Annotated in this window: 28 protein-coding genes; 13 read left to right on the top strand and 15 right to left on the bottom strand. The window is 62.6% G+C overall.

The window, feature by feature from the left end; all coding sequences use genetic code 11:
* Window positions 1-8 precede the first annotated feature (8 nt).
* From BWR19_02995 to BWR19_02985, 3 genes are all read right to left on the bottom strand, one after another.
* Complete coding sequence (locus tag BWR19_02995) at window positions 9-1,019, bottom strand: C4-dicarboxylate ABC transporter (GenBank protein APX91998.1); 1,011 nt, start codon at window positions 1,017-1,019, stop codon at window positions 9-11.
* A 211-nt stretch (window positions 1,020-1,230) separates the two neighbouring features.
* Window positions 1,231-2,079, bottom strand: a complete 849-nt coding sequence (locus BWR19_02990) for a DNA-binding protein (protein APX91997.1) — start codon at window positions 2,077-2,079, stop codon at window positions 1,231-1,233.
* Window positions 2,080-2,093: 14 nt separating this feature from the next.
* Window positions 2,094-2,402, bottom strand: coding sequence for a hypothetical protein (locus BWR19_02985; GenBank protein APX91996.1), 309 nt, complete (start codon window positions 2,400-2,402; stop codon window positions 2,094-2,096).
* 419 nt (window positions 2,403-2,821) lie between these two features.
* Between BWR19_02985 and BWR19_02980 the strand changes: the two genes are divergently transcribed.
* Window positions 2,822-3,133, top strand: a complete 312-nt coding sequence (locus tag BWR19_02980; GenBank protein ID APX91995.1) for a hypothetical protein — start codon at window positions 2,822-2,824, stop codon at window positions 3,131-3,133.
* 75 nt (window positions 3,134-3,208) lie between these two features.
* Here the strand turns inward: BWR19_02980 and BWR19_02975 are convergent, their stop codons facing one another.
* Window positions 3,209-3,862 (bottom strand): lysozyme-like domain containing protein, encoded by a 654-nt coding sequence (locus tag BWR19_02975; GenBank protein APX94870.1) that lies wholly within the window; start codon window positions 3,860-3,862, stop codon window positions 3,209-3,211.
* A 224-nt stretch (window positions 3,863-4,086) separates the two neighbouring features.
* Here BWR19_02975 and BWR19_02970 point away from each other — a divergent pair, with 224 nt between their 5' ends.
* The 4 genes from BWR19_02970 to BWR19_02955 all read left to right on the top strand — a co-directional run bounded on the left by BWR19_02970 (window position 4,087) and on the right by BWR19_02955 (window position 8,279).
* Complete coding sequence (locus BWR19_02970; GenBank protein APX91994.1) at window positions 4,087-5,877, top strand: sensor domain-containing diguanylate cyclase; 1,791 nt, start codon at window positions 4,087-4,089, stop codon at window positions 5,875-5,877.
* 89 nt (window positions 5,878-5,966) lie between these two features.
* A complete protein-coding gene (locus BWR19_02965) occupies window positions 5,967-6,233 on the top strand; it encodes a hypothetical protein (GenBank protein APX91993.1) in 267 nt (88 codons plus the stop codon).
* A 467-nt stretch (window positions 6,234-6,700) separates the two neighbouring features.
* Window positions 6,701-7,624 (top strand): hypothetical protein, encoded by a 924-nt coding sequence (locus BWR19_02960; GenBank protein ID APX91992.1) that lies wholly within the window; start codon window positions 6,701-6,703, stop codon window positions 7,622-7,624.
* Between the two features lie 256 nt (window positions 7,625-7,880).
* A complete protein-coding gene (locus tag BWR19_02955) occupies window positions 7,881-8,279 on the top strand; it encodes a hypothetical protein (protein APX91991.1) in 399 nt (132 codons plus the stop codon).
* An 84-nt stretch (window positions 8,280-8,363) separates the two neighbouring features.
* Here the strand turns inward: BWR19_02955 and BWR19_02950 are convergent, their stop codons facing one another.
* On the bottom strand, window positions 8,364-9,239 hold the full coding sequence (locus BWR19_02950) for a glutathione-dependent disulfide-bond oxidoreductase (GenBank protein ID APX91990.1): 876 nt from the start codon (window positions 9,237-9,239) through the stop codon (window positions 8,364-8,366).
* Window positions 9,240-9,554: 315 nt separating this feature from the next.
* Here BWR19_02950 and BWR19_02945 point away from each other — a divergent pair, with 315 nt between their 5' ends.
* On the top strand, window positions 9,555-9,761 hold the full coding sequence (locus BWR19_02945; GenBank protein ID APX91989.1) for a cold-shock protein: 207 nt from the start codon (window positions 9,555-9,557) through the stop codon (window positions 9,759-9,761).
* A gap of 84 nt (window positions 9,762-9,845) precedes the next feature.
* Here the strand turns inward: BWR19_02945 and BWR19_02940 are convergent, their stop codons facing one another.
* Window positions 9,846-11,579, bottom strand: a complete 1,734-nt coding sequence (locus BWR19_02940; protein ID APX91988.1) for a mechanosensitive ion channel protein MscS — start codon at window positions 11,577-11,579, stop codon at window positions 9,846-9,848.
* Window positions 11,580-11,905: 326 nt separating this feature from the next.
* On the opposite strand from BWR19_02940, the gene BWR19_02935 reads away from it, so the two are divergent.
* On the top strand, window positions 11,906-12,112 hold the full coding sequence (locus BWR19_02935) for a cold-shock protein (GenBank protein APX91987.1): 207 nt from the start codon (window positions 11,906-11,908) through the stop codon (window positions 12,110-12,112).
* A 104-nt stretch (window positions 12,113-12,216) separates the two neighbouring features.
* On the opposite strand, the gene BWR19_02930 is transcribed toward BWR19_02935, so the two are convergent.
* From BWR19_02930 to BWR19_02900, 7 genes are all read right to left on the bottom strand, one after another.
* Window positions 12,217-12,603 (bottom strand): hypothetical protein, encoded by a 387-nt coding sequence (locus BWR19_02930; protein ID APX91986.1) that lies wholly within the window; start codon window positions 12,601-12,603, stop codon window positions 12,217-12,219.
* 307 nt (window positions 12,604-12,910) lie between these two features.
* On the bottom strand, window positions 12,911-13,063 hold the full coding sequence (locus BWR19_02925; GenBank protein APX91985.1) for a metallothionein: 153 nt from the start codon (window positions 13,061-13,063) through the stop codon (window positions 12,911-12,913).
* 189 nt (window positions 13,064-13,252) lie between these two features.
* A complete protein-coding gene (locus tag BWR19_02920; GenBank protein ID APX91984.1) occupies window positions 13,253-14,992 on the bottom strand; it encodes a sodium:solute symporter in 1,740 nt (579 codons plus the stop codon).
* Between the two features lie 135 nt (window positions 14,993-15,127).
* Window positions 15,128-15,664, bottom strand: a complete 537-nt coding sequence (locus tag BWR19_02915) for a hypothetical protein (GenBank protein ID APX91983.1) — start codon at window positions 15,662-15,664, stop codon at window positions 15,128-15,130.
* Entirely contained in the window at window positions 15,661-16,725 is a 1,065-nt protein-coding gene (locus tag BWR19_02910; GenBank protein ID APX91982.1) for a hypothetical protein, read from the bottom strand. Before BWR19_02910 ends, BWR19_02915 begins: the two co-directional genes overlap by 4 nt.
* Window positions 16,722-17,705 (bottom strand): hypothetical protein, encoded by a 984-nt coding sequence (locus BWR19_02905; GenBank protein APX91981.1) that lies wholly within the window; start codon window positions 17,703-17,705, stop codon window positions 16,722-16,724. Before BWR19_02905 ends, BWR19_02910 begins: the two co-directional genes overlap by 4 nt.
* A 101-nt stretch (window positions 17,706-17,806) precedes the next feature.
* Entirely contained in the window at window positions 17,807-18,283 is a 477-nt protein-coding gene (locus BWR19_02900) for a hypothetical protein (protein APX91980.1), read from the bottom strand.
* Window positions 18,284-18,440: 157 nt separating this feature from the next.
* Here BWR19_02900 and BWR19_02895 point away from each other — a divergent pair, with 157 nt between their 5' ends.
* From BWR19_02895 to BWR19_02880, 4 genes are all read left to right on the top strand, one after another.
* On the top strand, window positions 18,441-19,439 hold the full coding sequence (locus BWR19_02895) for an NADP-dependent oxidoreductase (protein APX91979.1): 999 nt from the start codon (window positions 18,441-18,443) through the stop codon (window positions 19,437-19,439).
* A 256-nt stretch (window positions 19,440-19,695) separates the two neighbouring features.
* Window positions 19,696-20,061 carry a hypothetical protein gene (locus tag BWR19_02890; GenBank protein ID APX91978.1) on the top strand — a complete coding sequence of 122 codons (366 nt, stop codon included), beginning with the start codon at window positions 19,696-19,698 and terminating at the stop codon, window positions 20,059-20,061.
* Window positions 20,062-20,247, top strand: coding sequence for a DUF1289 domain-containing protein (locus BWR19_02885; protein APX91977.1), 186 nt, complete (start codon window positions 20,062-20,064; stop codon window positions 20,245-20,247).
* 195 nt (window positions 20,248-20,442) lie between these two features.
* Entirely contained in the window at window positions 20,443-20,727 is a 285-nt protein-coding gene (locus BWR19_02880; protein ID APX91976.1) for a hypothetical protein, read from the top strand.
* Between the two features lie 107 nt (window positions 20,728-20,834).
* Here the strand turns inward: BWR19_02880 and BWR19_02875 are convergent, their stop codons facing one another.
* Window positions 20,835-22,790 (bottom strand): acetyl-CoA hydrolase, encoded by a 1,956-nt coding sequence (locus tag BWR19_02875; protein APX91975.1) that lies wholly within the window; start codon window positions 22,788-22,790, stop codon window positions 20,835-20,837.
* Between the two features lie 126 nt (window positions 22,791-22,916).
* Entirely contained in the window at window positions 22,917-23,468 is a 552-nt protein-coding gene (locus BWR19_02870) for a hypothetical protein (GenBank protein ID APX91974.1), read from the bottom strand.
* Window positions 23,469-23,843: 375 nt separating this feature from the next.
* Here BWR19_02870 and BWR19_02865 point away from each other — a divergent pair, with 375 nt between their 5' ends.
* Entirely contained in the window at window positions 23,844-24,107 is a 264-nt protein-coding gene (locus BWR19_02865; GenBank protein APX91973.1) for a transcriptional regulator, read from the top strand.
* Entirely contained in the window at window positions 24,097-25,362 is a 1,266-nt protein-coding gene (locus BWR19_02860) for a phosphatidylinositol kinase (protein ID APX91972.1), read from the top strand. Before BWR19_02865 ends, BWR19_02860 begins: the two co-directional genes overlap by 11 nt.
* Window positions 25,363-25,542 lie beyond the last annotated feature (180 nt).

Genomic DNA, 25,542 nt, shown 5'->3' with positions numbered 1-25,542 from the left:
CGATACCCTCAGCGTGCGTTCATGACGTCGAGGGTGGTATCGATCATGTCCTGACCAATGGCGTCGACGAATACCGGGTCGTCATAGAGCGGCAGGGCCGCCTCCTGGAAGGCCTCGAAATCGATCTCGTTGATCTCCAGGTGCTGTTCGAGTTCGGCCAGCACCGTCGCATCGGCCTCGTCGCCCCACTCGAAGGTCCAGGTGGTCATCTCCTGGGCCACCCGCTCGAGCACCTCGAGGTCCTCGTCGCCCAGGCGATTGAGGAACGGCTCGCCGAAGACCAGGAAGGTCGGCAGATAGACATGGTTGGACACCGACAGGTAATCCTGCACCTCATAGAGCCGCGACGACATGGCTACATGCGCCGGGTTCTCCTGCCCGTCGATCACCCCTTGGTCGAGGGCCGAGTAGACTTCGCCGAAGGCCAGCGGCGTAGCGTTGGCGCCGAGCGCATTGAACATTGCCACCCGCTGGCGGCTGTTGGGGGTGCGGATACGCAGCCCATCGAGGTCCTCGGGAGTGACGACCGGCCGCTGCTTGTTGGTGATGACCCGGAAACCGTTGTCCCACATCGCCAGCAGCCGCATGCCGGTGCCCTCGAAGCCCTCGCGCAGCATGTCGCCGGCGTCGCTGTCGATGAAGTGAGCCACGTCGTCACGGTTCTCGAACAGGTAAGGCAGGTCGAATACCGACGTGCGGGCGTTGAACTGGGTGACCGCAGAGGCCGCCAGGGACGCGTGATGGGTGCCCATGCCAAGCCCCTGCAGCACGTCCTCCTCGGTGCCCAGGGTGCCGCCCATGAACAGCCGCACATTGAAGCGCCCGGGCGCCTCGTCTTCGAGGCGCTCGCTGAACTCCTCCAGAAAGGTGTGAGCGAAGGAGCCTGTGGGCAGGGTGTTGTTGATCTGAATCTCGATGGGATCGGCGAAGGCCGCCGGGGCGCTCGCCATTGCCGCCAGGGAAGTGGCGGCGACCAACCGCGTCAGGGTAAAGCGGGGGAGGTACGAAACGGTAGACATGAGCATGACCTCTTGGTGGTGTCGGATGTAAGACGCAAGCACCAAAAGAAATCCAATTTTCATGCCATCATTTCAAGAAAATATTTTTTCTTTCTCGATTTCAGCAAGCTATCGCACGCAGCGCGTCAGGATTGACGCGCATCGTCGATCAAAACGGGGAAGAATCTGCACACTCAGCGAGCAATATCGACACACGCTGCACCACAAGCGATCACTGCAACTCGTCGAGGGCTTCGTGGATCGCTTCGATGCCGGTGAGGCGGCGGCGCCCCTCGGCACCGGACAACTCGATCACCCGCGTCGCCAGAAAGTGGCACAGCGACAGCACCGCGACATGGTTGAATAGCGGCCCCGGCGCCGCGGTGCGACATACGGCGTGCCACCGCACCCGCTCGTTGCTGGGCGCGCTCTCATCGGTGATATACAACACCTTGGCCGCACCGCGCTCGAGCTGCGCCAGCACGGCGTCGAGGTCCGAGGTGCGTCGCTTGAGACCGAACAGGATCACACAGTCATCGGGCGTGATGCTGACCAGGCTCTCGGCCAGGGTCTCGCCGGCGCGTGGCAGCAAGGCGGTATGCTCCATCACCTGCAGAATCTGCCAGTTGAGGTATTCGGCAAACGCATGGCTGCTGCGAAAGCCCATCACCCAGACCCGACGGGCAGCGAGCATCGCGCTGGCCACCTCGTCGAGCATCGCCTGGGATAGATGCTGGCTGGCATGGTCGAGATTCTTGACCGCCTGATGAATATGGCGGTGCAGCAGGTCATCGCCCGCGGCTTGCTTGCGCCCCGCCACCCGTAGCAGCGCCGCGCCCTCCTCGCGATTGTCACGCACATGCTGGCGCGCCTCCTCGAAGGAGCGATAGCCAAGCTTCTTGATGAAGCGGGTCACGGTGGCATTGGACACACCGGCCAATCCGGCCAGCTCGGTTGCCGTATAGCTAGCCAGTTCACCGGGGAAGGTGAGAATGAATTCGGCGAGCCGGCGCTCGGAGGGGTGCAGGGACGGCAACGCGGTCTTGACCAGGCTCACGAAAGAGGGCTTCTTGGCATTCATGCACGCTTTCCAGGCTATTCCTCGGGATACCGCTCGACACCATCGACCAGCACCGTCACCGCGCCGTCCTCGACGCTCAGGGTCACGGTCTGTTCCGGCGTCACCTCTCCATAGGCCACGTCGTCGAGGCGCAGTTGACCTTCGCTGACGTCCAGCTGGTGGCCATTGACCGTGACGCTGGCATTCTGGCCGCTGACCGAGCTCTGGGCGCGCGAGCCACCTGCCGCGGTCGCGCTGCTCGATGAGCTGCTCGACGAGCTGCTGACCACTGCGCTGCCGGTACTGCCAACGGATGTTTGGCCGTCGCCCGCCACTGCCGCCATCGGCCATGCCACTGCGAGTGGCGATAGCCACGCCATCCATATGCTGCGTTTCATGCTGCGCTCTCCCGTGACGGATCGGAGTCGATTTAGTCTGACATACAATCTCATGCTGCAATGCAGCAAAAATGCGACTAGAGTGAGATGGTAACCCTCAGGAGGGTCAACGCCATGTACCTTACCTCGACTAGCCGCCATCCGGCCGATCAAGACGTCTTCGCCCACTGGCTCGACCAGGCTCAGCACCTGCGCGCCGCCGCCGATGCCTTGAGCGAACACCTTGATTGACGCTACCACGATAATGCTTACGGCTTAGGCCTGCGTCACAGGCGCAAAGCCTGTTATGATGACCGGGCAACATCGTCAAGCACGGAGTAGACACCACGATCGATCATTCTTTCCAAGCCCTACCGGAGGTTCTCATGAAGGTCTATAAACCTGAGTGGCACTGCACGTTTAGCGTAAACGAGAGCGCAGAACAATCCGCCAGCTGGAAAGAGCGCATCGCCTGGTTCATGCGAGATGTCGCAGACAGGCTGGAAGGAAGCGGAAGAACGATCAAGATTGACTGTGACGTCACCCCCGGGGTGAGCCGTCAAGACGTGGATAGCTGCCTCGGCAAGGGCTTCGAAGTGACTCAGGGCCTATTGATGCAACTCGCCCATCAGGCGGCATGCGAAGACGTCATGCGCGATGCCAAGGCCGAGTTGTACGAGGAAGACTTCCAGCACTAACTTCAGTCAATATCCGATGTAACGCGGTGACATCACCCCACCCTGCTCAGCAGCGTGGGGTGTTTTGATTGGGCGTCATGCACGGCAGAACGGCCCCACCTGATAGAAACGCCGACAGCGGAACTCCGCCTCGCAGCTGGCCAGCTGCGCCTGGTAGCGGCTGGCACGCTGTTCGACCTGGCTCGCCGCCCGCAGCACCTGGGGCTTGCCGCGGTGTGTGCCACGCTGATAACCGCCCACCCCCTCGTGATAGGCAAAGTAGAGGTGCTCGGGGTTGCTCAATGAGACGCCCGCCTGTCGATTGGTACGCGCGTTGTACCAGCCGATGAAATCCGTCGCATGCTTCATGTGCGAGCGCCTCGCCAGGGTACTGCCGGCCTGCTCCCGGTACTCCCCCCATACCGGATCCTGCGCCTGGGCATAGCCGCGCGCCGAGGAGGGACGGCTGCCGGGAATGAAGCCGAGAATGCGATTGCGCTCGGGACGCGCGTGGCTGCGAAACGAGGATTCCTGCTGGATAAAGGCCATCTGGGTGGCTATCGGCGTGCCCCACTGCTGCTGGGACTCACGGGCATAGTCGTACCAGCGCGGCTGCTCACGGAAGATTTCACAGATATTGCTCTGATCCTGGGGCGGCGAGGGGGCCATCATCGCGCAGCCGCTCAACAGCAGCACCAGTGGCGCGAGCGCGAAGGGCAACCTCCAGCGTCTCGGGCGCCACACGCTCATCGTACTGCCGACCCGGCTCATCATCGCGATCATCACCTCACTTACGCTATCCATGCCACCAGCATACCTTCTGCCTGGATGTCGCGGGTACTGCAAGAGGGAGCGCCTATCATAAAAAAGTGTTAAAGGTATCCTTGGTATCGCCGTTAGTCTTACCAAACTGATGGCCAATCTTGCGAGATCGTCTATTGAAGCCCGCAGCGCGCTACCGAGTGCCACTATGCATGCTTGTCGGCATCCTGCTGTCGCTTTGTTGGCTCGGTCAGGTGGCGCAGGCAGAGCGCACGATACTCGACCTCAGCAGCGAACGGACGCACTACTCTCTCGACCCGCACACCGGTTTGCTGGCCGATCCGCATCACGAGCTGACACTCGAATCGCTGCTCAGCCAGCCGGGCGCCTTCACCGCGGCTCAACGGCGCAGCGATCTGCACCTTGGCTACACCCAAGCATCGATTTGGCTGCGCAGCGACCTGCGCAACGCTAGCGCCACCCCCCAGCGGTGGATCGTGCAGTACGAATATCCCTTCCTCGACCATGTGCGGCTTCACATCGTCCGCGACGCGGCAACGCAAGTGCTAGACAGCGGCAGCGCGCTCCCCGTGTCGCAGCGCGCCCTGCCCCATCGCCAGGCGGTGTTTCCACTCGACCTGGCCCCGGGAGAGAGCGTTACCTTGCTGACGCGTATCGAGTCCCACGGCAGCAAGATGCTCAGCGCCAACCTGATGCAGCCCGAGGATTTCTACGCCAGCAACGATCAGCAGAACTTCTGGCTGGCCACCTACTTCGGCATGCTGCTGGCGCTTGGGGTCTACAACCTGCTGCTGTTCTTTGGTCTCAGGGAGCGGGTCTTCCTGCACTACTCATTGTTCGTGTTCAGCTTCACCCTGGCGATCCTCACCTTTAACGGCACCGGTACGCTGATTTTCTGGAGCGGGCTGGGCGAGCACAGCGCCCGCCTGGTGACACTGGGCTTCACCCTGGCCTCGGCGATGGCGACCCTGTTTGCCCAGAGCTTTCTCGATACCGCCACCTATAGCCCGCGCTGGCATCGCGTGCTCGGCCTGTTCCGACTCTGGTGCTGGTTGGCGGTGATCATGGCAGTGACGCTGCCCATGCAAGCCGCGCTGCAGGTGATGGATGTGACGGGATTCAGCGCCGCCCTGCTGCTGATGGCCTGCGCGGTCAGCAGCAGCCTGCGCAAGGTTCCCGGGGCGAGGCTGTTCGTGCTGGCCTGGTCGATCTTCCTGCTCGGCGCCTCGGTGTTCGCGCTGCGCAACCTCGGCATCCTGCCGTCCAACTTCATCACCCTTCACGGCATCCAGATCGGCTCGGCACTGGAAATGCTGCTGCTCTCCTTCGCCTTAGCGGCACGCTTCAACAAGCTGAAGCGTCAGAAGGAGCAGGCTCAGGCCGAAATGCTCGAATCGCTCAAGCGCCATGAGGCCGCACTGGAGCAGAAGGTCGCCGCACGCACCGCCGAGCTGGAGGCCATGGCCTCGACCGACATGCTCACCGGCCTGTTGAATCGCAATGGCCTGGCCCGCTGTGCCACTTCGGCACTCGAGCGTAGCCGCCGCACTCAGTACCCCTTGGCACTGCTGATGCTCGACCTCGACGACTTCAAGCCGATCAATGACCGTTTTGGTCACGCCGCCGGTGACCTGGTACTGCAGCGCGTGGCGCAGCGCATCGCTGACCAGGCCCGCGCCGGTGACCACTGCGCTCGCTTCGGCGGCGACGAGTTCATCATCCTGGTCGAAAACTGCGGGACTGCCCACGACGTAGCGCAGATCCGACAGCGTGTAATGAACGCCATTACCAGGCCCATCGTGCTTCCCGACGGCAGCCGCGTCAGCATCGGCGTGAGCATCGGCAGCAGCCGCTACAGCGGTGGCACACCGGATTTTGAGGAGCTGCTGCGCCAGGCCCACAGCGCCATGTACCGCACCAAACACCCTGCCGGTGAGGGGCGCGATGAACGCGGCGAAACGTGTGAAAACCCCGAGAAATAACGTCGCATCTGCCCGCTTACAACCCTATTGGAAGCGAATGCCACACACTATAATGCGGCTTGAGGTCCTTGCCTTGAGGAGTGATCAGAATGGGTGTCTCAGACGTCGCCTGCCAACTGCCTGCCGAACCAATGAGTGTCGATCCCCCGCCGGCGGACACGCCGCAGCTGATGATCGATGCCGGCCTCGGCTATCGCCTGGCGAATGCCAAGGCAAACCTCGACCGCCTCGAACAACAGACCCACTCCCGCGACGACTCGGCGCTGGCCTCGGCGCGGATCGAGTTCGCCTTGGCATCACGAGCGCTGGCGAACGACCTGATCCTTCACCACGGTCACGGGATGTCTGAAAAGTGAGCTTTTTACCCTCCCTCCTGTAGCCAGATACCAACACTGCAACCCGCCGTTTTGATTAGCAAAACCACTATTGCTGGCAATATATGTCTTCTCCTTGAGACAGACTTCAGCGCAATTTCGGTCGCCAGACAGAAACCCACGCTTAACGCCGCCAACCTTGCCTGCTATCTGTTTGTTTTTGCTATCCGCAAGTTTTAAAGGAATGCTTTTTGCGTTTAATCTCCAGTGAAAAGTGATCCAGGCCCATCAGGGCCATTTCGTCATGGACAGACGTATGGATGAGCGCAGCATGGATTCTTCGCGCATGACAACGCTACCCGCAACCCATCGCCACGTTTCTTGCGCTCCAGCGAACGTTCTACATGAACGGCGTGGGAGGTCAGCAGCGCCTTGACCCGTCAGCAGTGTCCGTCAACTAGCAACGCTGTAACTGCCTACAGCTCAGACTTTGCCTCGAGACGCTCAACATGAAAAAAGCGCATACGCATAGAAACCTACTGTCGACCCAACTCAATATCCTGCTTGCGGGGACTATCTTCGCGCTCGCCATGGTGCCATTGGCAGCCTCGGTCCTAACCCTGCGAGACGTCTCGCACGCGGCCTCGGCCTCCCCGCCCGGTCTTGAAACCACCCTCAGCATTGCCTTTCTTGGCGGAATCGCGCTTGTCCTGATGGCTATCGTCAGACCGCTATACAAGGCCAACCAAGCGCTAGAGGAGAGATTGCTCACTCTGAAGCGCGACAACAAGGCGCTCGAGGGGCGTAATCGCCTGCTCGAGCACCAAGTGCGCACCGACGGGCTGCTGGAGATTACCAATCGACGTGAACTCGAGCGCCTAATGGCGCTGGAGTGGAAGCGTGCAAACCGAGACAACCAGCCACTGACACTGCTACTAATCGACGTCGACCATTTCAAGTCCTACAACGACAGCTATGGACATCTGCAGGGGGATGCTTGCCTCAAGCGCGTAGCGCGCACCCTGAAAAAGGCGATTGCCCGTCCAACCGACGTGGTGGCCCGCTTCGGTGGCGAAGAGTTTGCCATCCTGCTGCCCAATACCCAGCCCAGCGGTGGGCTCGAGGTGGCGCAACGCGTTCACGATGGTCTTGCATCTCGAGCAGCGCACTTCGCCGACGCCGCCTGCGCGGTTACCGTCAGCATCGGCGTCGCCAGCATGACACCGGGGCATCAAGATCACAGCCATGACCTGATCCAGCTTGCTGACACCGCCCTCTATGCAGCCAAGCAGAATGGCCGCAACAGAACCGAAAGCGTGCAGACACCGGCAGTGCCAGCGACCGCTGCTAGGCGAGCAGGTGCCGCCGCGCCGCAACCGCAAGGCGACCAGCGGCTGCGTATTGCAGCATCTCTGGTGCGCGTGCGCGGCTAGCGCGTCGATGGATGACCCTGGCCGGCATCGCCCGGGGCCGCGGACCCCGCCTCCAATTCTTTGCTTACCATCAAAGGCTTATCTCGCACCTGCAGCATTTTTCCAACGAGGTTGATTGTCGCCATTTTGCAGCCATCATCGCCGATCTTCACGATTAGTTGCCAGGCCACCCCGGGGCAGTTACTATCCCGGTTACTTTGGCCCCCTCATCGCACCGATGGACACACGGCCAACATGAGATCCGTGAGGTATCATCATGGGACGCCGATCCCGATTACTACTCACCTGCGGCTTGGCGACGCTGCTGGTCGCTGGCCCCGCGTACGCCGATGACGCCCAGAACCAGCAGGCAGCCGATGCCGAGCTGGGCATTGCGTCGTATTACAGCGACCGCTTCCAGGGTGCTACCACGGCCAGCGGCGAGCCGTTCGACCAACAGGCGCTGACCGCCGCCCACCCCACGCTGCCGCTGGGCACCACCGTGGTAGTCACCCGCCCGGATACCGGCAAGGAAGTCGAAGTCCTGATCAACGACCGCGGCCCCTTCGTCGACGGCCGCATCATCGACCTCTCCAAACGCGCCGCCCGCAAGCTCGACATGCTTCACCGCGGCGTGGCGAGAGTCGAAGTGATTCCGGTCGCCACTCCGAACTGACGCGCGGCTTTCCGCCGCAGTAACGTAACGCGCCCGCTACCTGGCCAGGTAGCGGGCGCGTTGCGTTGGACTGAGTGCGCGGGGTCAAGCGTCGGAGGAGAGCTTGTCCTGGGTCTTGCGCTCGAAGTCGCTGGCGTCATGACGCTCATGGAGCTGCATCTCAGGCTCGCCGAAGGTGCGATTGACCATCCGCCCGCGCTGTACCGCCGGACGCGCATCGATCTCCTTGGCCCAGCGCTGCACGTGCTGGTACTCCTGCACCTGAAGGAACTCGCCGGCGTCATACAGCCGCCCCAGCGCCAGCTGGCCGTACCAGGCCCAGTTGGCCATGTCGGCAATGGTGTAGGCATCCCCGGCAAGATAGGGCACCTCGGCCAGTCGCCGGTCGAGTACATCGAGCTGGCGCTTTGCCTCCATCGCGAAGCGATCGATGGGGTACTCGAGCTTCACCGGCGCATAAGCGTAGAAGTGGCCGAAGCCGCCGCCCAGGTAGGGGGCGCTGCCCATCTGCCAGAACAACCAGTTCAGTGCTTCGACCCGCGTCGCGGGGTCCCTGGGCAGGAAGTCACCGAAACGCTCTGCGAGGTAGAGCAGGATCGAACCCGACTCGAACACCCGGGTAGGCTTGGGCGTGCTGTAATCTACCAGCGCGGGGATCTTCGAATTGGGGTTGATCGCCACGAAGCCGCTGCCGAACTGATCTCCCTCGCCAATATCGATCAGCCAGGCGTCGTATTCGGCGCCCGTATGCCCAAGGGCCAACAGCTCCTCAAGCAGTACCGTGACCTTGACCCCGTTAGGGGTGGCAAGTGAGTAGAGCTGCAGGGGATGCGCGCCCACCGGCAGCGCCTTGTCGTGGGTGGGGCCGGCGACCGGGCGATTGATGCTGGCGAAGGTGCCGCCGCTGGCTTTTTCCCAGGTCCAGACCCTGGGTGGAACATACTCGCTTTCCTGGCTCATGCTGACTCCTCAACGGATGATCTCATCGTGTCATGCGACAAACGATAGCCTGTTAAGGTTTCATTCGCGAAGCCTCCACGTCGTTGCGGCTGCCACCATGTCGCCCCGGGCGGCCGATAAAATAAAACCGAAACCCTTTGACCCGCACCCTCAGGCATGACACTGTGGCGCCAGTTGGTTAGCAAGCAAGCATAGTTCCAGAAGCATTCGAATTCTTTCGGCAGCCTGTAATTGTATTCCTTGTTTTACCCGCTACTTATCGTCTGGGTGACACCAGGATCTATTGCAAAGCGCTGAGCGCGAAAGGATTTTATTATGACAACTGGCACAGTTAAGTGGTTTAACGATTCAAAAGGTTTTGGCTTTATCGCTCCGTCTGACGGCGGTGATGACGTCTTTGCCCATTTCTCCGAAATTCAGTCCGAAGGCTTCAAGTCCCTGCAGGAAGGTCAAAGCGTCTCGTTTGACGTGACCCAGGGCAAGAAAGGCCTTCAGGCGTCGAATATCAAAGCACTTGCCTGATCTAACGATCTGACGAGTTCTTCGAACCTCCGGGTTCGACAGCAGGGCCCGCTTCGGCGGGCCCTGCTGCGTTGTGGCTAGCAGCTAATGTGGCTCACGCGCGTCTGCATGCCCGCCCTTGGCGATATCATGCTGACTGAGCACGACTATTTCCCGCGGCCACCACTCGGGGTGGTTGTCACGAATGAAGGCCATCAGCTTTTCGCGGACATTCATTTCCGCTGTCCAGCCGGCGAAGGGATCCGAGGCCATGAGATAGCAGGAGACTGTCTGGGTCCTTTCACTCTGGTCGGTGACATAGCAGCAAAGTTTGTGGTGTTCGATGACGTTGTCCTCCTCCTTGGCGAACGCCAGAAACTGATCCCTGATAGCCTGGATGTCTGCGCTCAAATGGAGCACCAACTCCAGCGTGCGGCACATCTTGGCGCCCTTTATCGATAGATTCTCGAAGGGCCTGGAGACAAAGTACGTCACCGGCACGATCAAGCGCCGCTCGTCCCAGACCCTGAGCCGTATGAAGGTATAGAAAATGCCCTCGACGTAGCACCACTGCCCCTCGAACATCACCAGATCGCCGATGCGTATTGGCTTGGCCAGCGACACCTGGAACGAGGAGAGGATATTACCCAGCACCGCCTGGCCCGCGATCCCCACCAGCACGGTCACGACACTCGCCGACGCCAATAGCGACATGCCCAGTGTCTCGAAGAGCTGGACCTGGCTCAGCACATAGACGGCAACCGCCACGACCGTGATCAGGATGATGACCCGGCGCAGCGCATAGAGCGTGGTCAGCAGCTTGCGCTCGTCGCGGGGCTTGGTGTCGTCGATTTCCCCGACGATCCGCCTAGTCACTTTGAGCAGAAGGGTGTCCACCAGGCGCAGCGCGATCGTACCCACACCCCAGGCGATAAGGATGATCAACAAGACCCGAATGAAGGTGGTGGCAACGGCCGTGAAGGAGACGACATAGTCGAGCACGGCCTGGGCCACGAAGGCCATGACCAGCAGCGCCATGGGGACGCGGATCCTGCCGGCGAAGATACTCGGCGCGCCACTCGGCGACCAGTGCGCCAACTGGCCAACCAGAGCGTAGACCCCCCACCCCACCAGGCCGATCACTAGCAGGAATAGCGGGATCGCGATCCACTCCCAGATCCGCAGCATGCCGAGCGTCGCCTTGAAGCGCTCCGGGATGAACGCCTCCAGCAGCGATGGTCCGAACGCGTCGTAGAGCACCGGAATTGACGCGACGCTATCGGGAGTGATTAGCCAAACCGGATCCTCGTTCTCCACTCGGTAGCGGGCCAGACGAATATCGTAGGTATCGCCCTTCGCATCGAGCGATGCCAGCTCGAGGTTTCGACGCGGCTGCCCTACCTGCGGGTGCTGCCCCGACGGATCCTCGATCGCGGCATCCGGGCGGCCGGAAAGGTCAGAGGCATTCAACTGCTCACCACGCTGAAGCACCTCGGCCAGCTGCCTGGCAAGCTCCGCCCCCCTCTCTCGCTGCTCCGCCTGGTCCAGCTCACTCAGGTTGAGCAGGTGCGCCGCAGCGGCGTACTCCTCCTCCTCGGTAAGCTCCAGAAAGCTGCGGACTGTCTCGCGGGGCGTTTCCCGCCGCAGCTCTTCAGGAACGTCATCGAGCCCGGCATTGATAGCATCGAGAAGAAACCACTGCCGTTCTTCGCTCTCACTCGCCGCATCATTGTCGTCCGTCTCCTTCGGCATCTGGGCCACCCCGGGACCAGCAAGAAGCAGGGCCAATGCCAATGCGCCCCATACTGCCAACAGCCGCCGTGCGCCGTTTCCTGTCATGACATTCATCCTTATTGAAGCCGACCGCTGTCTCTTCCGTCAGACAGCGTTGCCCGGGGTTCGCCGCCCCCAAGGCTGATAGCAGTACAGCTCACCGAGGACCGCTTCGTCCAGCCGTAGGCGGGCTGTTAAACGCCAATAATCAAAAAGACTTTGACCCGAGCCAATAACCGTGACACCGTGGGTGCAGCAGGTTAGTTAACGGTAAGCAATTCAGTAATGTACGATTTTCTTCGGCAGTCTGTAATTTTATCTCGTTCTACCCGCTGTTCATCTGGGTAAAACCAGTAATATTGCAAGGCGCTAAGCGCGAAAGGATCGACATTATGGCAACTGGCACAGTTAAGTGGTTTAACGACGCAAAAGGTTTTGGCTTTATCGCACCGAGCGACGGTGGCGATGATGTCTTTGCCCACTTCTCCGCCATTCAGGCAGAAGGCTTCAAATCCCTGGAAGAAGGCAGCTCCGTCTCTTTTGACGTGACCCAGGGCCAGAAAGGTCTTCAGGCCTCGAATATCAAGCAACTCGCATAACCTAACGGTTAACGAGTATTCGAACCCCCGGGTTCGATATCAGGGCCCGCCTCGGCGGGCCCTGATGCGTTGTGGCGTCGGAAAGCGGTCAGTTCGGCCGTGCCTCACTGCCTGTTCAGCGCCGCTCGCCGCAGGTAGGCCAGATGCAGAAACGGCACCAGCAGCGGGCTGGCAAAGCTGCCCGTCGCCACGATGATCACACCCTCCGGCGCCGCCAAGCCTGCCTCGATCAGGCCCACCAGCAGCAGCGAGACGCTCAGCAGTCCAGCGCCCAAACAGGCGGCCCGCCACCACCACAGCGCCCCAATCAGTCCCTCATCGCAGTGCCAGAGGTAGGTAATCGCCAGCCGCCACAGGCCGAAGATCCCCAGGTAGCCCAGCAGCAGGAAGTGCAGGATCGCCAGCTCTTCCAAGCGCCAGGGAAACCCCAGCGTCATTAGCAGGACCAGGCTGAAGAAGAGACAGAACAGGCTCGCAGGCAGCGCCAGCACCAGTAACTCGACAGCAATTAGGATGCGATGGACGCTTTCTCTGCTCATGTTGCGATAAGGACCGATTCAAGGGTGTGATACCCGCCGCTCGGCGATCAGCAAGAGATCCGGGTGCCTTCGTGCACACGCTGCCGTGCCGCCAGCAGCTTGAACCTCACGTCGTATCGATGGCGCATGGAAACACCCCGAAGGTTGGATTGGGTGTCCAACTTTCGGGGTGCAGTTCATTCGGCGGGGCCTGATGCGCTGTTAGCCTCTCATGCTCGCCGCAGCAAGGCCAGATGTAACACCCACAACAACCCTGGATTTACCCGCACTTGCAGCCATGCCCGCAGTCGCTCGAACCGTCGGCATGACCGCTGGCACAGGACTGGGAGCAGTACAGCTTGCCATCCTTCTCAATTGAGCTGCTATCGACTGCACACTTGCACTTGGGGCATGCACACTCTTGCTGAGACATAGTGAACCTCCTTGCCTGTATGTGCTCACCGTCAGCATAGTCCGGCCCCGCGGTGTTATGTCATTACACTGGCAAGATGCGCTGGGTTGAGTGGCAAGACTCAGTTACGCCGACTCAGCCCGAGCAGCTCGGCGACTCGTTCACCTGACGTGTTGGATGAACGAGTCGCGTCAAGTAGGCTGCGCGGGGTTACTTCACAGCTTGGGCGCTGCCGGCCTGCGTACGCCGCGCGCTCACCAGCCAGAAGCCCACCGCCCCGGCAATGACCAGCATGGTGCCGCAGCCCACTGCCAGCAAATAGGCGCCGGTGACCGCCCCTTCGGCGACGCCGAAGCGCGCGGCCAGTGTCGCCAGCGAATCGGCATACTGCCACCACAGGAAGAGACCCGTTCCCACGCCGGCCAGCATGGTAATGACTGCCACCCGACGGGTCACCGTCGCCCAGCTACGCTCGTTTTCCACCGGGCTGCGGTGCAGAAAGGCAAGGTAGTCGCGCTCCGCCTGGCTGACGCGACTCAGCCTGGATGCCATCACGATCGCCGCCAGAGCCGCCAGGGTGCTCAATACCACCGGGTGTAGGTACACCGGCAATGCCAGCCACTCAGCCTGCACCATCAGCGACAGTATCAGGTTGCCAACGAAGCCAACGCCCAGCCCCCAGCTCGCGCCGGCGGCAGTAATCCGGCGACTCCAGATGCTCATTAGCGCCACCGGCCCCCAGGAAGAGGCGAACAGTGTCGCGGCAAACCATACCACCGCCATCACCGCCGGCGGCTGGAAGAGCGCCAGCAAAAGCGCCACCAGCCCAGCCGCCAGCACGCCGATACGGCTCGCCCGCATGGCACTGCGCTCGCCGCGCGAGGCGGGCAGTATGTCGTGGGCCAGGCTGAAGCCGATGATCGACAAGAAGGTCGAGCAAGAGGAGAGACCGGCGGCGAACACCCCGGTGAGGATGACCACCCCGAGCCAGGCTGGCAGCACGTTGAGCGCTGCCCACACCATGGCGCGCTCGCCGTCGAGCGTCGGGTCATACAGATTGATCGCCGCACCGGTCATCATCATCAGCGCATAGAAGATCGCCAGCACCACCGCGGTGAGCATCGCCGAGCGCATTACCACATGCTCGTTGCGCGCCATCAGGTAGCGGCTCGACTGCCACGGGCTAGCTGCCAGCACCGTCGCCCACACCAGCCCCAGCGTCAGCCCCCAGATGAGCGCCTCTCCCGGAGAGGAGAAAGCCGCCCCCTCGCCCTCGATTACCCCGTGCCAAAGCGCAATGTCGGGCTTGTCACTCTGCGCCAGTAGCCCTTCGATCACTCCTGACCAGCCGCCGAGGTCGCTGATGATATAGAGCGAGCCCCCCACCGCGGCGATGGAGAAGATCACGAACATGATAGTGTCGGTGAGCACCACGCCCTGGGAGCCGGAATAGAGAATAAAGCTCGTGTAGGTGAACCACACCAGCACCAGCCCGGTCCAGTAGGGGAGCCCGGTGAGTTCCTCGAACATGATGCCGGCGCCCTGCATCACCCCCAGCAGATAGGCACCCAGCCCGAAGACAGTGGTCAGACCGGCGATCATCTGGACCCGCCTGGAGGCGAAGCGCTTGCCGAAAAACTCGGGCACCGTCATTGCCTCGCTGCGGCGCAGGTAGCGGCCGAACACCAGCGCGCCGAGTAGGCAACCGGCGGTGCTGATAGCGGCGAAGATCAGCATCACAAACGGGTAGCCCTGGTAGGCGAAACCGGTCTCGCCGAGAAAGGCACTGGTGCTCAGGTAGCTCGCCACAAGCGTGCCGAGGATCATCAGCGTGGGGGCATTGCGACCCGCGACCAGATAGTCGTCGAGATTCTTGACCCGGCGACCAGCGAGGTTACCGATGATGAAGTAGCCGACGAGACTGAGCACGATGGCAACGGTATAAACCATGACGAATTCCACCTGTTATTGAAATTTGTCGCCATGGTAAGCGCCGAGGCATAAGTGATTGTCTTGATTACGACACCTGCCGAAATCAGCACGACCGGCGCGCTCGCCGAGCAGAGATCCCACTCTTCCTCTCCCTCAGCGCGCCATCTCTCCGAGCCGCTCGAGCTCAGCGTCGTGTAGCGAGACCAGCAGCGGCTCGCCGCGCTGGTTGACGCGAAACTGGCCGTAGCGGGCGGGCTCAAAGCGTTCGGCGTGGCCCTCCTGGAAGAAGAAGGCGTCGGTGGTAAAGCGCACGCGGCCGTTACGCACCCGATAGCGCAGGCGCATCTCATCGTCGTCCAGCGCCTGTTCGCCGGCATCGAGGCGCTGGAAGTCGGCGACGCGCTGCGCATCCAGTTGCACGACCACATGGCCAGCGGCGGCCAGCGGCTCGCCACCTGCCGAGCGCTGGGCACCGCGCGCCTCGCTGATGCGGTTGGCGAGTTCGAAGTTCAGCGCCATGTAGTCGCCCTGCATCAATGAGCGCGGATCCACCGGCGCCAACTCGAGATACACCACCTCACCGTCAGCCAGATGGCGCTCCTTGGCCCAGATCGCCCAGTTGACCAGCACCAGGACCACCAAGGTGGCAACCACCACCAGGCCCCGGCGCGCCTTGATGGAGGAGATCATCGCGCCACCTCCCCGTTGCCCCGTCGCCACCAGCGCTGCAGCCCCCAGCGCAGCGCCAGCAGCAGCACGCCCAGCGACAGCAGCGTCGCCGACTTGGTCAGCAGCGTGACCTCCAGCCAGTAGTAGTAGTTGGCCGTTGCCAGCAGCAGCAACAGCACGCCAAGCGCGATGATCAGCCGGTGAGCGATGGCAAACCCCAGCGTGATCACCACTACCGCCTGGCTCAGGCCATGGGCCTGCAGCGAGAGCAGCATGACGACGATGGCGGCACCATAGGCCGCCACCCGCACGCGCGGTGCCATGGCGTGCGCCTCGCGCTGGAAGATATGGCGGAGCAGCAGCAACAGCGCCAGCGTGGCCAGCACATCGCCCACCCAGGGCGCCAGCCAGGTCAGCACCCAGCCATCCCGATGAAGCTCCATGAGCAGCGACCGGCCGGAATACTCCATCACCTGAATAGCCAGCAGGCCCAGCAGCAGGCCATGGCCCAGCGCCTGGCACTGGCGCATTCGAGCCGGCCAGCGAAACTCGTTGAGCCACAGCGCCACGGCTACCAGCAGCACCAGGCCGCCGGCGATGGGCGCCGCCGAGAGGCTCTCGCTCAAGGCCATATAGAGCGCCAGGCTCGCGGCCAACGCCGACAGGGCGCGATGGGTAAGGCTCGGCATGACCAGGGCGAGTATCCCCTGGAGCAGCAGCAGCGCCCACCACAGGCCGGCGGTCTGATTGACCAGGGCATGGGCCAGCGCCCAGGCCACCAGCAGCTGCCCGCAGAGGCTTCCCGCCAGCCCCAGGTGCTCGACGAAATCGCCGCCGTTGCCACGCAGCAGCGCATAGGCGCCGGCGATCAATACCAGCCCCAGCGCGGCGGCGGCGATACTGCTCTCGAGTATGAACACCATCCCCATGCCAATGAAGCCGAGCAGGAACAGCGCCGCCAGCCACCCCGAGAACGCCTGCAGCGCGCGTACGAACCAGAGCGGCTCGATGGCTGGCGCAGCCTCGCCTTCGGCCAGCGTAATGCCCGCCCGGTCGAGCCTCTCTCTGAGCGATTCGGTCATGCCGACATCTCCCGATGCAGCCGCTTGAGCCAGATCACCGCCAGGGCCCCCATGCCCAGCACCGCCATCGCCAGCACCAGCAGGCCACCCGGGTCCCCATGGCGCATGAAATAGCGCCCGATCAAGGCGGTCAGCACCACGATCACCGACAGGCAGCCGCCCGCCAGCATGAAGAGGTCGGCTCGCCAGTAGCGATACACCGCGTAGAGCGCCGCCAGCCAGGCGGGATAGACCAGTGCAACGGCCGAGAAGCCCACGCGCTCATCGAAGAGGAAGGCGAGTACCAGCAGCGTCACAGGGATGCCGCTGCCCAGCGCCAGCAGGCAGGTGGCCCACCCGGCCGACAGCCAGCGCCAGCGCCGTGCACCCAGCTCCCACACCACCAGCGCCGAGGTATTGAGCACGAACAGCCCCCACAGGGCGGCAGCGTCACTGATGAAGAAGGGGCCGAAGGCGCCGCTCCAGGTACGGAAATAGAGCGCCACGCAGAGGTTGAGCAGGCCGAGCCACAGGATCCACAGCGCATCGAAGCGCGCCACCAGCGTCCAGGGCAGCATCAATAGCGCCCAGATGAAGAACAGCTGCCAGGGGTCGGCGCCGGTCTGGTAGACCTGGCCGAACAGCGCCAGCAGCACGCCCAGCAGCAGCGTAGCCGCGGTCAGCGCCGCCCGGGAGCCCGTGTTTTTCACGACACCGCGCCCCTCGGCCCAGCAGTAGACGGCAATCGCCGCCACCAGCGCCGCTTGCACCAGCCCGAAGCGCAGAAAGCGGGGCATCTCGCTCCAGTTGTAGGCGACCAGGAACATCACCGCGAACACCAGCGCCAGCGTGCCCAGCCACAGCAGCAGCCGGTCCACGAACAGGCCCCAGGCCTGCCCCGACGGATGTAGCCCGGAGAGCGCAACCACCCGCTCCAGCTGCCCGGGGGGTACTGCCCCCTGCTCGATCAATGCCACCAGCTCACGGCGAGTAGAAGCCATGTCGTTTCCCTGTGTCTGAATCGCTGCGACGCGTATCTCCACCCATCGACCAAGCTCACCTGCACCATGCCAGCGGGTACTCGCAGCGATATGTCGAGGTGCTACTCCTGTTTTCCCACCAGCCAATGGGTGACGCCCAGGGCCAGCACGATGGCAGCAATCGCCAGCATCTCTTGGGCGGTTATGGTCGATATATCCAGGATGATCACCTTACGGGCGATCGCCATGAGCGCCGTGGCAATAACCAGCCGAATGGGTAACACATTGGTACCCAAGTAGAGCCGAATATTGATGAATATTTCCACGGCGATCAACACCACCATAAAGGCACCGAATATCACGAAGATATCGCTGACTTCAAACAGAAGGACAGGTGGAGAGATAAACTTGCTGTAAAGCACATAGATCACATCCAGGACGCCCCAGATGATCACCAATACCATCAACACGGCCAGTACCTTGATGGCATAGCGAATAACAAGGTGAAGCTTACGAATCAGCGCGTCTTCATGCTCCTTGGGAAGCTCGTCGTGCAACAGCTGAGGAAGTTTGGGGTCTACCTTGTTGTCGTTAGCCATCGCTCACCCTCGTGGCGGAGTCGGTTGGGCACCACAGCTGCATTAAAGCCTAGCCATGCGTGGAAAGCCAAAGCAGACCCGATGACCCGAGGATTGGCCCGCGTCGCGCCCCCTGCCCTAGACTGGCAGGTTCATTCTTGAATCAAGGAAGACCACGATGCAGTCACGCTACTTCACCATCAACGACTACCCCCAGGGCACGCCGGATCGCGAGCTGTTCGAACTGCACGAAACCGAGCTGGCGGATCTCGCCGAGGGCGAGGTGCGCATCCGCAACAGCTGGCTGTCGGTAGACCCTTATATGCGCGGGCGCATGAGCGGCGTGAAGACCTACATCGACCCCTTCACCCTCGGCGAGCCGCTGGAAGGCGCCGCAGTAGGCGAGGTCATCGAGTCTCGACATCCGCGCCTGGCCGTCGGCGACAAGGTACGCCACATGGCCGGCTGGCGCGATATCGCCCAACTGCCGGGCGACCAGGTCGAGCCGCTGCCGGGCATCGAGGTCCCCGAGCAGGCCTACCTCGGCGTGCTCGGCATGCCGGGCATGACCGCCTGGACCGGCCTCAACCAGATCGCCGCGATGCAGCAAGGCGACAATGTGCTGGTCAGCGCCGCCAGCGGCGCGGTGGGCTCGCTGGCCGTGCAGCTGGCCAAGGCCCGCGGCGGCAGCGTGGTGGGCATCGCCGGGGCGCCCGAGAAGCTCGAGTGGCTTGCGTCCCACGGCATCGAGGCGGTGAGCTATCGCGGCCGCAACGCCCAGCAACTGACCGAGGCGCTCCAGCAAGCCTGCCCCGAGGGCTTCGATGTCTACTACGAGAACGTCGGCGGCGTGTGCCTGGAGGCGGCGCTCAACACCCTGCGCACCGGCGGTCGCATCGCCGTGTGCGGCATGATCGCCCGCTACAACGCCGAAGGGCCGGCTCCCGGACCCAGCAACCTGGCCATGGTGCTGATCAAGCGCCTGCGCATGCAGGGGTTCATCATCTTCGACCACTGGCACGACTATCCGCGCTTCCTCGAGGAGGTTGGCCCGCAGGTCGCCAATGGCGAGATCGACTACGCCGAGACTATCGAGGAGGGCCTCGAGCGCACCCCGGACGCCTTCCTGGCGCTGTTCGAGGGCGCCAACACCGGCAAGATGCTGGTACAGCTCTGAGCCAGACGCCAGGGCTATCTGCTCGCCAAGCCGCTGCCGCCCCGCGACCTGGAGACCTGGCTTGCCAAGCGCAGCGGCACCAGTAACGGCTGATACGGCCAGCAACGCGATCCCGTGCCATTAGCCCTACGCCCAACTCGGTATGTTATAACATTATTGATTACCGACGATTCTCGGCCCATCATGCTCCCCCTTGGTACCCACAACGGCTTCGCGGGGCTATGTCCCGTATCAGGCTAACCGCACAGGAGACGCAATGATCGCCAAGCGCGAACGCAGCAAGATGGAGCGCCGATTGAGCGCTGCGCTGACCCACGCCTGCGAGCAGGCCAAGCCGCTGCTGCCCGGCTTCTGCTGGCTGACCCACGAGGTCGATTACCGGCGCTTTCCCGAGAGCCTGGTGGTCACCTGGGTGTTCGATACCCACTCCCACCTGGCGAATGCACTCAAGGGCGAGGCGCGACGCTGCATCGATGACCTGACCGCCGAGGCTCTGGCTGAGGCCGGCGTGGATGTCGACGACGCCGCCAAGCACCTCGACCTCGACAGCGAAGAGGCGTGCCAGCGGGAGCACGGCGGCAACTGGCAGGCACGGCTACGCACCAAGCCAGCGAGGCACTGAATGGCCAACAAGATCGAAAGCCCGTGTGTCTCGGTGTGCCAACTTTCGGGAGGCCTGTGCACCGGCTGCGGCCGCACGCTTGAGGAGATACGCCAGTGGCAATCCATGAAGCGGCCCGAGAAGATGAAAACGGTGAAACGCGCCGAGGAGCGCTTGAAGAAGCTCCCGCCCCCGGCAAGCCGATAGCAGAACAGGAGGGTGGGTCAGCGCACTGACGCAGGCCCCAGGCCAGGGTAGCGTGGTGGTACTCTGCGTCCCGATGGTTTCATGGCGAGGCTCAGGCGTGGGTACCACGCTATCCACAGCACGGATTTCCATGAACCAGCACCGGGGCCAAGCCCCAAATAGCCAGGAGTACCAGACACAATGTCGAATAACCCGATGAACATCATGTTCGCATGGATGAAGATCGCCTCTTCCTACAACCAGATGATGCTTGCTTCCGCTGAGGTGATCACCCGTCGCACCATGCTGATAGCCAGCGGCACCATGAGCGTCCCCGATGCCATGGGCATGATGATGGAGAAAAGCACGATCTACGCCACCGCGAGCGAGCGTGCGGCAGTCGCCATGGCCAGCGGCGCCGACCCGGCGAAGATCACCGCCGCGGCGCTGAAGCCCTACACCACCAAGACCCAATCGAACGTGCGCAAGCTGCGCGGCTGAACGGGCCAGCCCTCCAGCGGCAAGCGCTAGCAGAGGGCCAGAAACGCAAAAACCGCCACCCGGAGTGATCCGAGAGTGGCGGTTTTTATGTGCTTGGACCAGGCAAGCTAGCCCGAGCGCAGCGCCTGCAGCACCAGCCGCCGCTCCAGATGCTCGTTCCAGCCGCTGGGCCGATCCAGCTCGAGCCGGGCCAGCAACGAGCGTTCGGCATCAGAGGCTTGGCCTACGCTCAGTGCGCCCAGCAGCGCCTTCAGCTTGCCGCGCCGGGTGGCGGTGCGCGCCTTGAGCTGCTTGAGGGCCTTGCCCAGGGTCAGCTCGTCGTCGGTGAAGTCGGTGCCAAACGGGAACCGGGGGAAGGCCTGCTCGCCCCCCATCTGCTGAAAATCCTGCGCCAGTTGCTCCGGGGTGTTGTCCCGCCAGCGGGCGGGAATCTCGACGTCGGCGGCCACCTTGCCGGCGGCCTTGGCCTGGGCCAGCAGCTCGGACTGGAAACGCGCATCGGCAATGGCGATCAACGCCAGGCACACCTGCTCGTCGGACCGACCGCGCAGATCGGCGATACCGTATTCGGTCACCACGATATCGCGCAGGTGGCGGGGAATGGTGCAGTGGCCGTAGCTGAACAGAATATTGGACTGGGTTTCGCCGCCGCTCTCGCGGGTGCTGCGCAGGGTAATGACCGAGCGCGCCCCGCTCAGCTCGTGGGCCATGGCGACAAAATTGTACTGCCCGCCCACGCCGCTGATCACCCGGCCATCCTCCAAGCCATCCGAGACCACCGCCCCGTCGAGGGTGCACAGCATGGCCGAATTGATAAACCGCGCGTGTTGACGCTGGGCCACCTTGAGCCGCTGATCCCCGAAGCGGTGATCGTAGAGATCATTGATGTAGTTGACGCTGGTCATGTTGATGCGCGCGCGCTCGGCGTCGGGCAGCTCGCGCAGCTTGTCGTAGAAGCGCCGCGGCCCCACATAGAAGCCGCCGTGCATCACCACGCCCTCGGCCGCGTCGGGGTGGTCGCTGCTCTCGGGGTCGATCTCGCCCCGATTGATCGCCTCCTGGAGGTCGGCGTCGGCAAAGACCCGGCGCTTGAGCACGCCGGCTTCCATCAGATAGATAAAGCCATCCACCATCATCTCGCTGCAGCCATACAGGCCCCGGCTGAAGGGCTGGGTGTCGCCCCACTGCTCGGCCAGCGGAAACCGCTCGGCGACCTGCAGGTCCTGGTAAAGCGCTTGCCAGCGGGCGTTGTCCTGATGGCGCAGCAGGGTACTGTGCACCAGCGCCGCCCCCAGGGAACCGATGCCGATTTGCAGCGTGCCGGCATCCTTGAGCAAGCAACTGGCGTAGAAGCCGATCAGGTGATCTTCCGGCGAGATGGGCGTCTGGGGCGCGCTGAACAGCAGGTAGTCGCTATCCGGGCTTTCCAATAGCAGGTCGAAGTCGCTACGCGCCGCCGCCGCGTCATTGCCCAAGTACGGCAGGTGGCGATTGGTTTCCGCGACGCAAACGGTGGCATAGGACTGCGCGCGCAGCTGGGGTAACAGATCCAGGGTCAGGTCCGGATTGCAGCTCAGGCTCAGCGTCTCGCCGCGCTCATCGGGCGCTACCAGTTGACCGATCACATTGATGCGCTGGGCCATGAGGTCGCGCAGCGCGTGGGTGTAGTTGGTGCAGATATAGTGGCGCTGCTGGTCGGTGTTGTTCTTCAGGTTACCGGCCTGGAAGAAGAACTCGGACACCGTGACGTTGTTTGGCAGGCGGTTGGCCTGGGCATCCCGGGCATAGGCCAGCTCGGGGATATCGCCGTACAGCCGCTCGACGAATGGCCCCAGGAAGCGGCGCTCCAGCGAGGAGCCGCCCGCCGGTGCCAGCAGCGACAGGGCAGTGACGATATGCAGTTTGAGCGTCGGGTCACGCTGGGCGCGGGCATAGAGGGCGTTCACAAAGCGCAGGGGTTTGCCCAGCCCCAGTGGCAGCCCCAGCACAATGTGCTTGCCCACCCGCACGATGACCTGATCCACGCACGCCTCAGCGTCCTGATAACTCACCGGCTCGGTCATAGACGGAACCCCATCCTTGGCTTCGATACGCTTCAAGCTAGCACATGGGGTCGCCATCCAAGGGCAGCCATGCCGTTTCCGGCGGCATAGCCACATTGCCGTGCGCGCGGTTAGCCTGTGTTGCACTCAGCGATCCGCAGCGTCGTCCCGGTCGTTTCTCTCGGGTGCCGATGAGGCCGACGACGTGACATTGTTGATCAGCTGCGGCACGAAACGCTCCGAGAAGCCCGCCACGAATGACCAGAACAGCAGCTTGGCCAGGTCCGGCCCGGAGCTTGGGTAGGTTTCCCGAAAGATGCTGAGCATGAAGTCGTCACCCGACGTCCTCGCGTCATGTGCCGGGAAAGAGAACTCGGGGAATAGATCGCCGGAAACAATGCCGGACAGGAACACCAGGTAGAGCACCAGGGCAAAGACACCGCCGAAGATCGGTACCAGCAGGATCTGAAACAGCGAGGCATTCAGCAGCGCGAGCTCTTCATCGGTAACATTGTTCAACCGCTGCTGAATGCTGACGAAGCCCCCGATGATGCCGCACAACGGCACCGCCCAGGTCACCAGAAACCGCTGATTGAAGAAAAAGGTCAGCGCGAAGATGGCGCCCAGCACGGCGACCGCGATGGTCGTCATCACGATCAGGCGCTTGGTGATGGAGTGGATGTGTCGGATACGCTCCATGGTGTGGCCTCTGCCCCCTGATCACCCGGCGGCCGCCCTCCTCCAAGGCAACCCCGCGATCATGGTCTGCGACCTGGATGACGGCCTCTCTTCCTCTACACTCACGATAGTCGACCTCCCCACGGCTCACCATATCAGCGACAGGCTGGCTTAGGTGTCCCAACAGGCGCAGACCGTCAAGTACGCCGACCTGATCGACAACACCATCAGCATCGCCACACGAGCCCTAGCGTTACCGAGCAGAATTACCGCTCGGTAACCTATTCTGCAAATCGAGTCTTAAAGACTACAAAAATTACCGTTCGGTAACTATCCTGTGGCAAGACGCCGTAATTGCGCCTAGAATTACCGAACGGTAATCACATGCAGGTTCCCATGCCGACTAACGACGTCCCGCTCCCTCAGGCCGCCACCATTCGTCACAGCGAAGAGCTCGGCAAGCTGGTACGCCAGTTGCGCGCCGAGCAGGGGTTATTGCAGATCGACCTGGCCGGCCTCGCCGGCACCGGCAACCGCTTCATCGTCGACTTGGAGCGGGGCAAGCCGACACTGCAATTGCAGAAGGTGCTGGATGTACTCGACCTGATGGGGCTAGAGGTGGTGGTACGGCGCAAGGGTGGCCACCGCCATGGCCAGTGACGATACCCTGGCGCTTTACCACGGCGACAGGCATGTCGGCCGGCTGCATGACACCCAACCGCTTCGCTTCGAGTATGCCCCCGCTTGGCTGGAGCACCCTGAAGCGGTGAGTCTCTCACCCTCTCTGCCCCTCTCGCAGCAGGTGCACGCAGGCGATGCGGTGCTGGCCTACTTCGAGAACCTGCTGCCGGAAGGCGACCTACGCCGTCACCTCGAGCTTCGCCACCACACCACTAGCGTATTCGGTCTGCTTAACGCCATCGGCGGCGACACCGCCAGCGGCTTCACCCTGCTGCCGCCAGGAGAAACACCCGCTCCGCCGCACTATCAGCCCGTCAGCTGGCAAGCGCTCGCGAAGCACCTGCGGCACAGGGAACGCGGGCCTCTGCTCTCGCAGCAGGGCGAAGAGGCACGTATCTCGCTGGCCGGCGCCCAGGACAAGCTGCTGCTGATGGTGCAGGCAGACGGAAGCCCCGCCATCCCGGAAGGGTCGGCGCCGTCCAACCACATTCTCAAGCCAGACATCCAAGGCCTAAGAGACGTATGGGCCTCCGCCATCAACGAGACCTTCTGCATGCGGCTGGCCGCCGAGCTCGGGCTCGAGGTTGCCGAGACCCGCTACCAGCCCGAGACCCGCGCTTGCCTCGTGCGCCGCTACGACCGGGTCGCCGACGAACAGGGCAGGCTGCGTCGCCTGCACCAACTCGATTTCTGCCAGCTCGCCGGTACGCCCTCGCTGATCAAATACGAAAGCGACGGCGGCCCCGGCCTGGCGCGCTGTCGTGAACTCATGCAGCAGATGGGAACGCCGGCCAAGGACTTGCAGCGCCTGATCGGCTGGTGCTTCTTCAACCTGCTGATCGGTAACAACGACAGCCATGCCAAGAACCTCGCCATACTCTATACCGACGAAGGCCCCCGACTGGCACCGTTCTATGATTTGATGAGCACCACGCTCTATAGCGGCCTAGCACGCCGCTTCGCGTTTCGCCTCAATGGTGAGGATCGCCCCGGCAGTATCGAACGCTCGCACCTGGAGGCCCTCGCGCGCTCGATGCGATTCCAGCCACGCTACTTCATCAAGCTAGGCCTCGAACTCGCCGAACGCATGCCGGCAGCCATCGACGCCACCCTCGCCACCCTGAGCCCCGAGGCGCACCAAGCCACCGAGCAAACATTACTGGAGCGACTGCAGCAACGGCTGTTGAGCAACTGCCACAAGCTGCCAGAGCGGTGGACGGCCGGGGGCGGTTGAATAGGCCGCGGCGGCCGTCAGGGCAGCACCTACACTGAATGGGCAAGGGCAAGAGCGGGCCCCAGCGCCGCCCACAACAACAAGCGCCATTCTACGCCACCTCAGACGAAGAATACTCTGCTCTTATAGCCAAATATAGCCACTTCATCTTAATTATCGGCGCATGGCCGATTTTATGAC

This window comes from Halomonas sp. 1513 (genome assembly GCA_001971685.1).
Lineage (GTDB): Bacteria > Pseudomonadota > Gammaproteobacteria > Pseudomonadales > Halomonadaceae > Franzmannia.
This window is presented reverse-complemented; position numbering and strand designations above follow the sequence as displayed.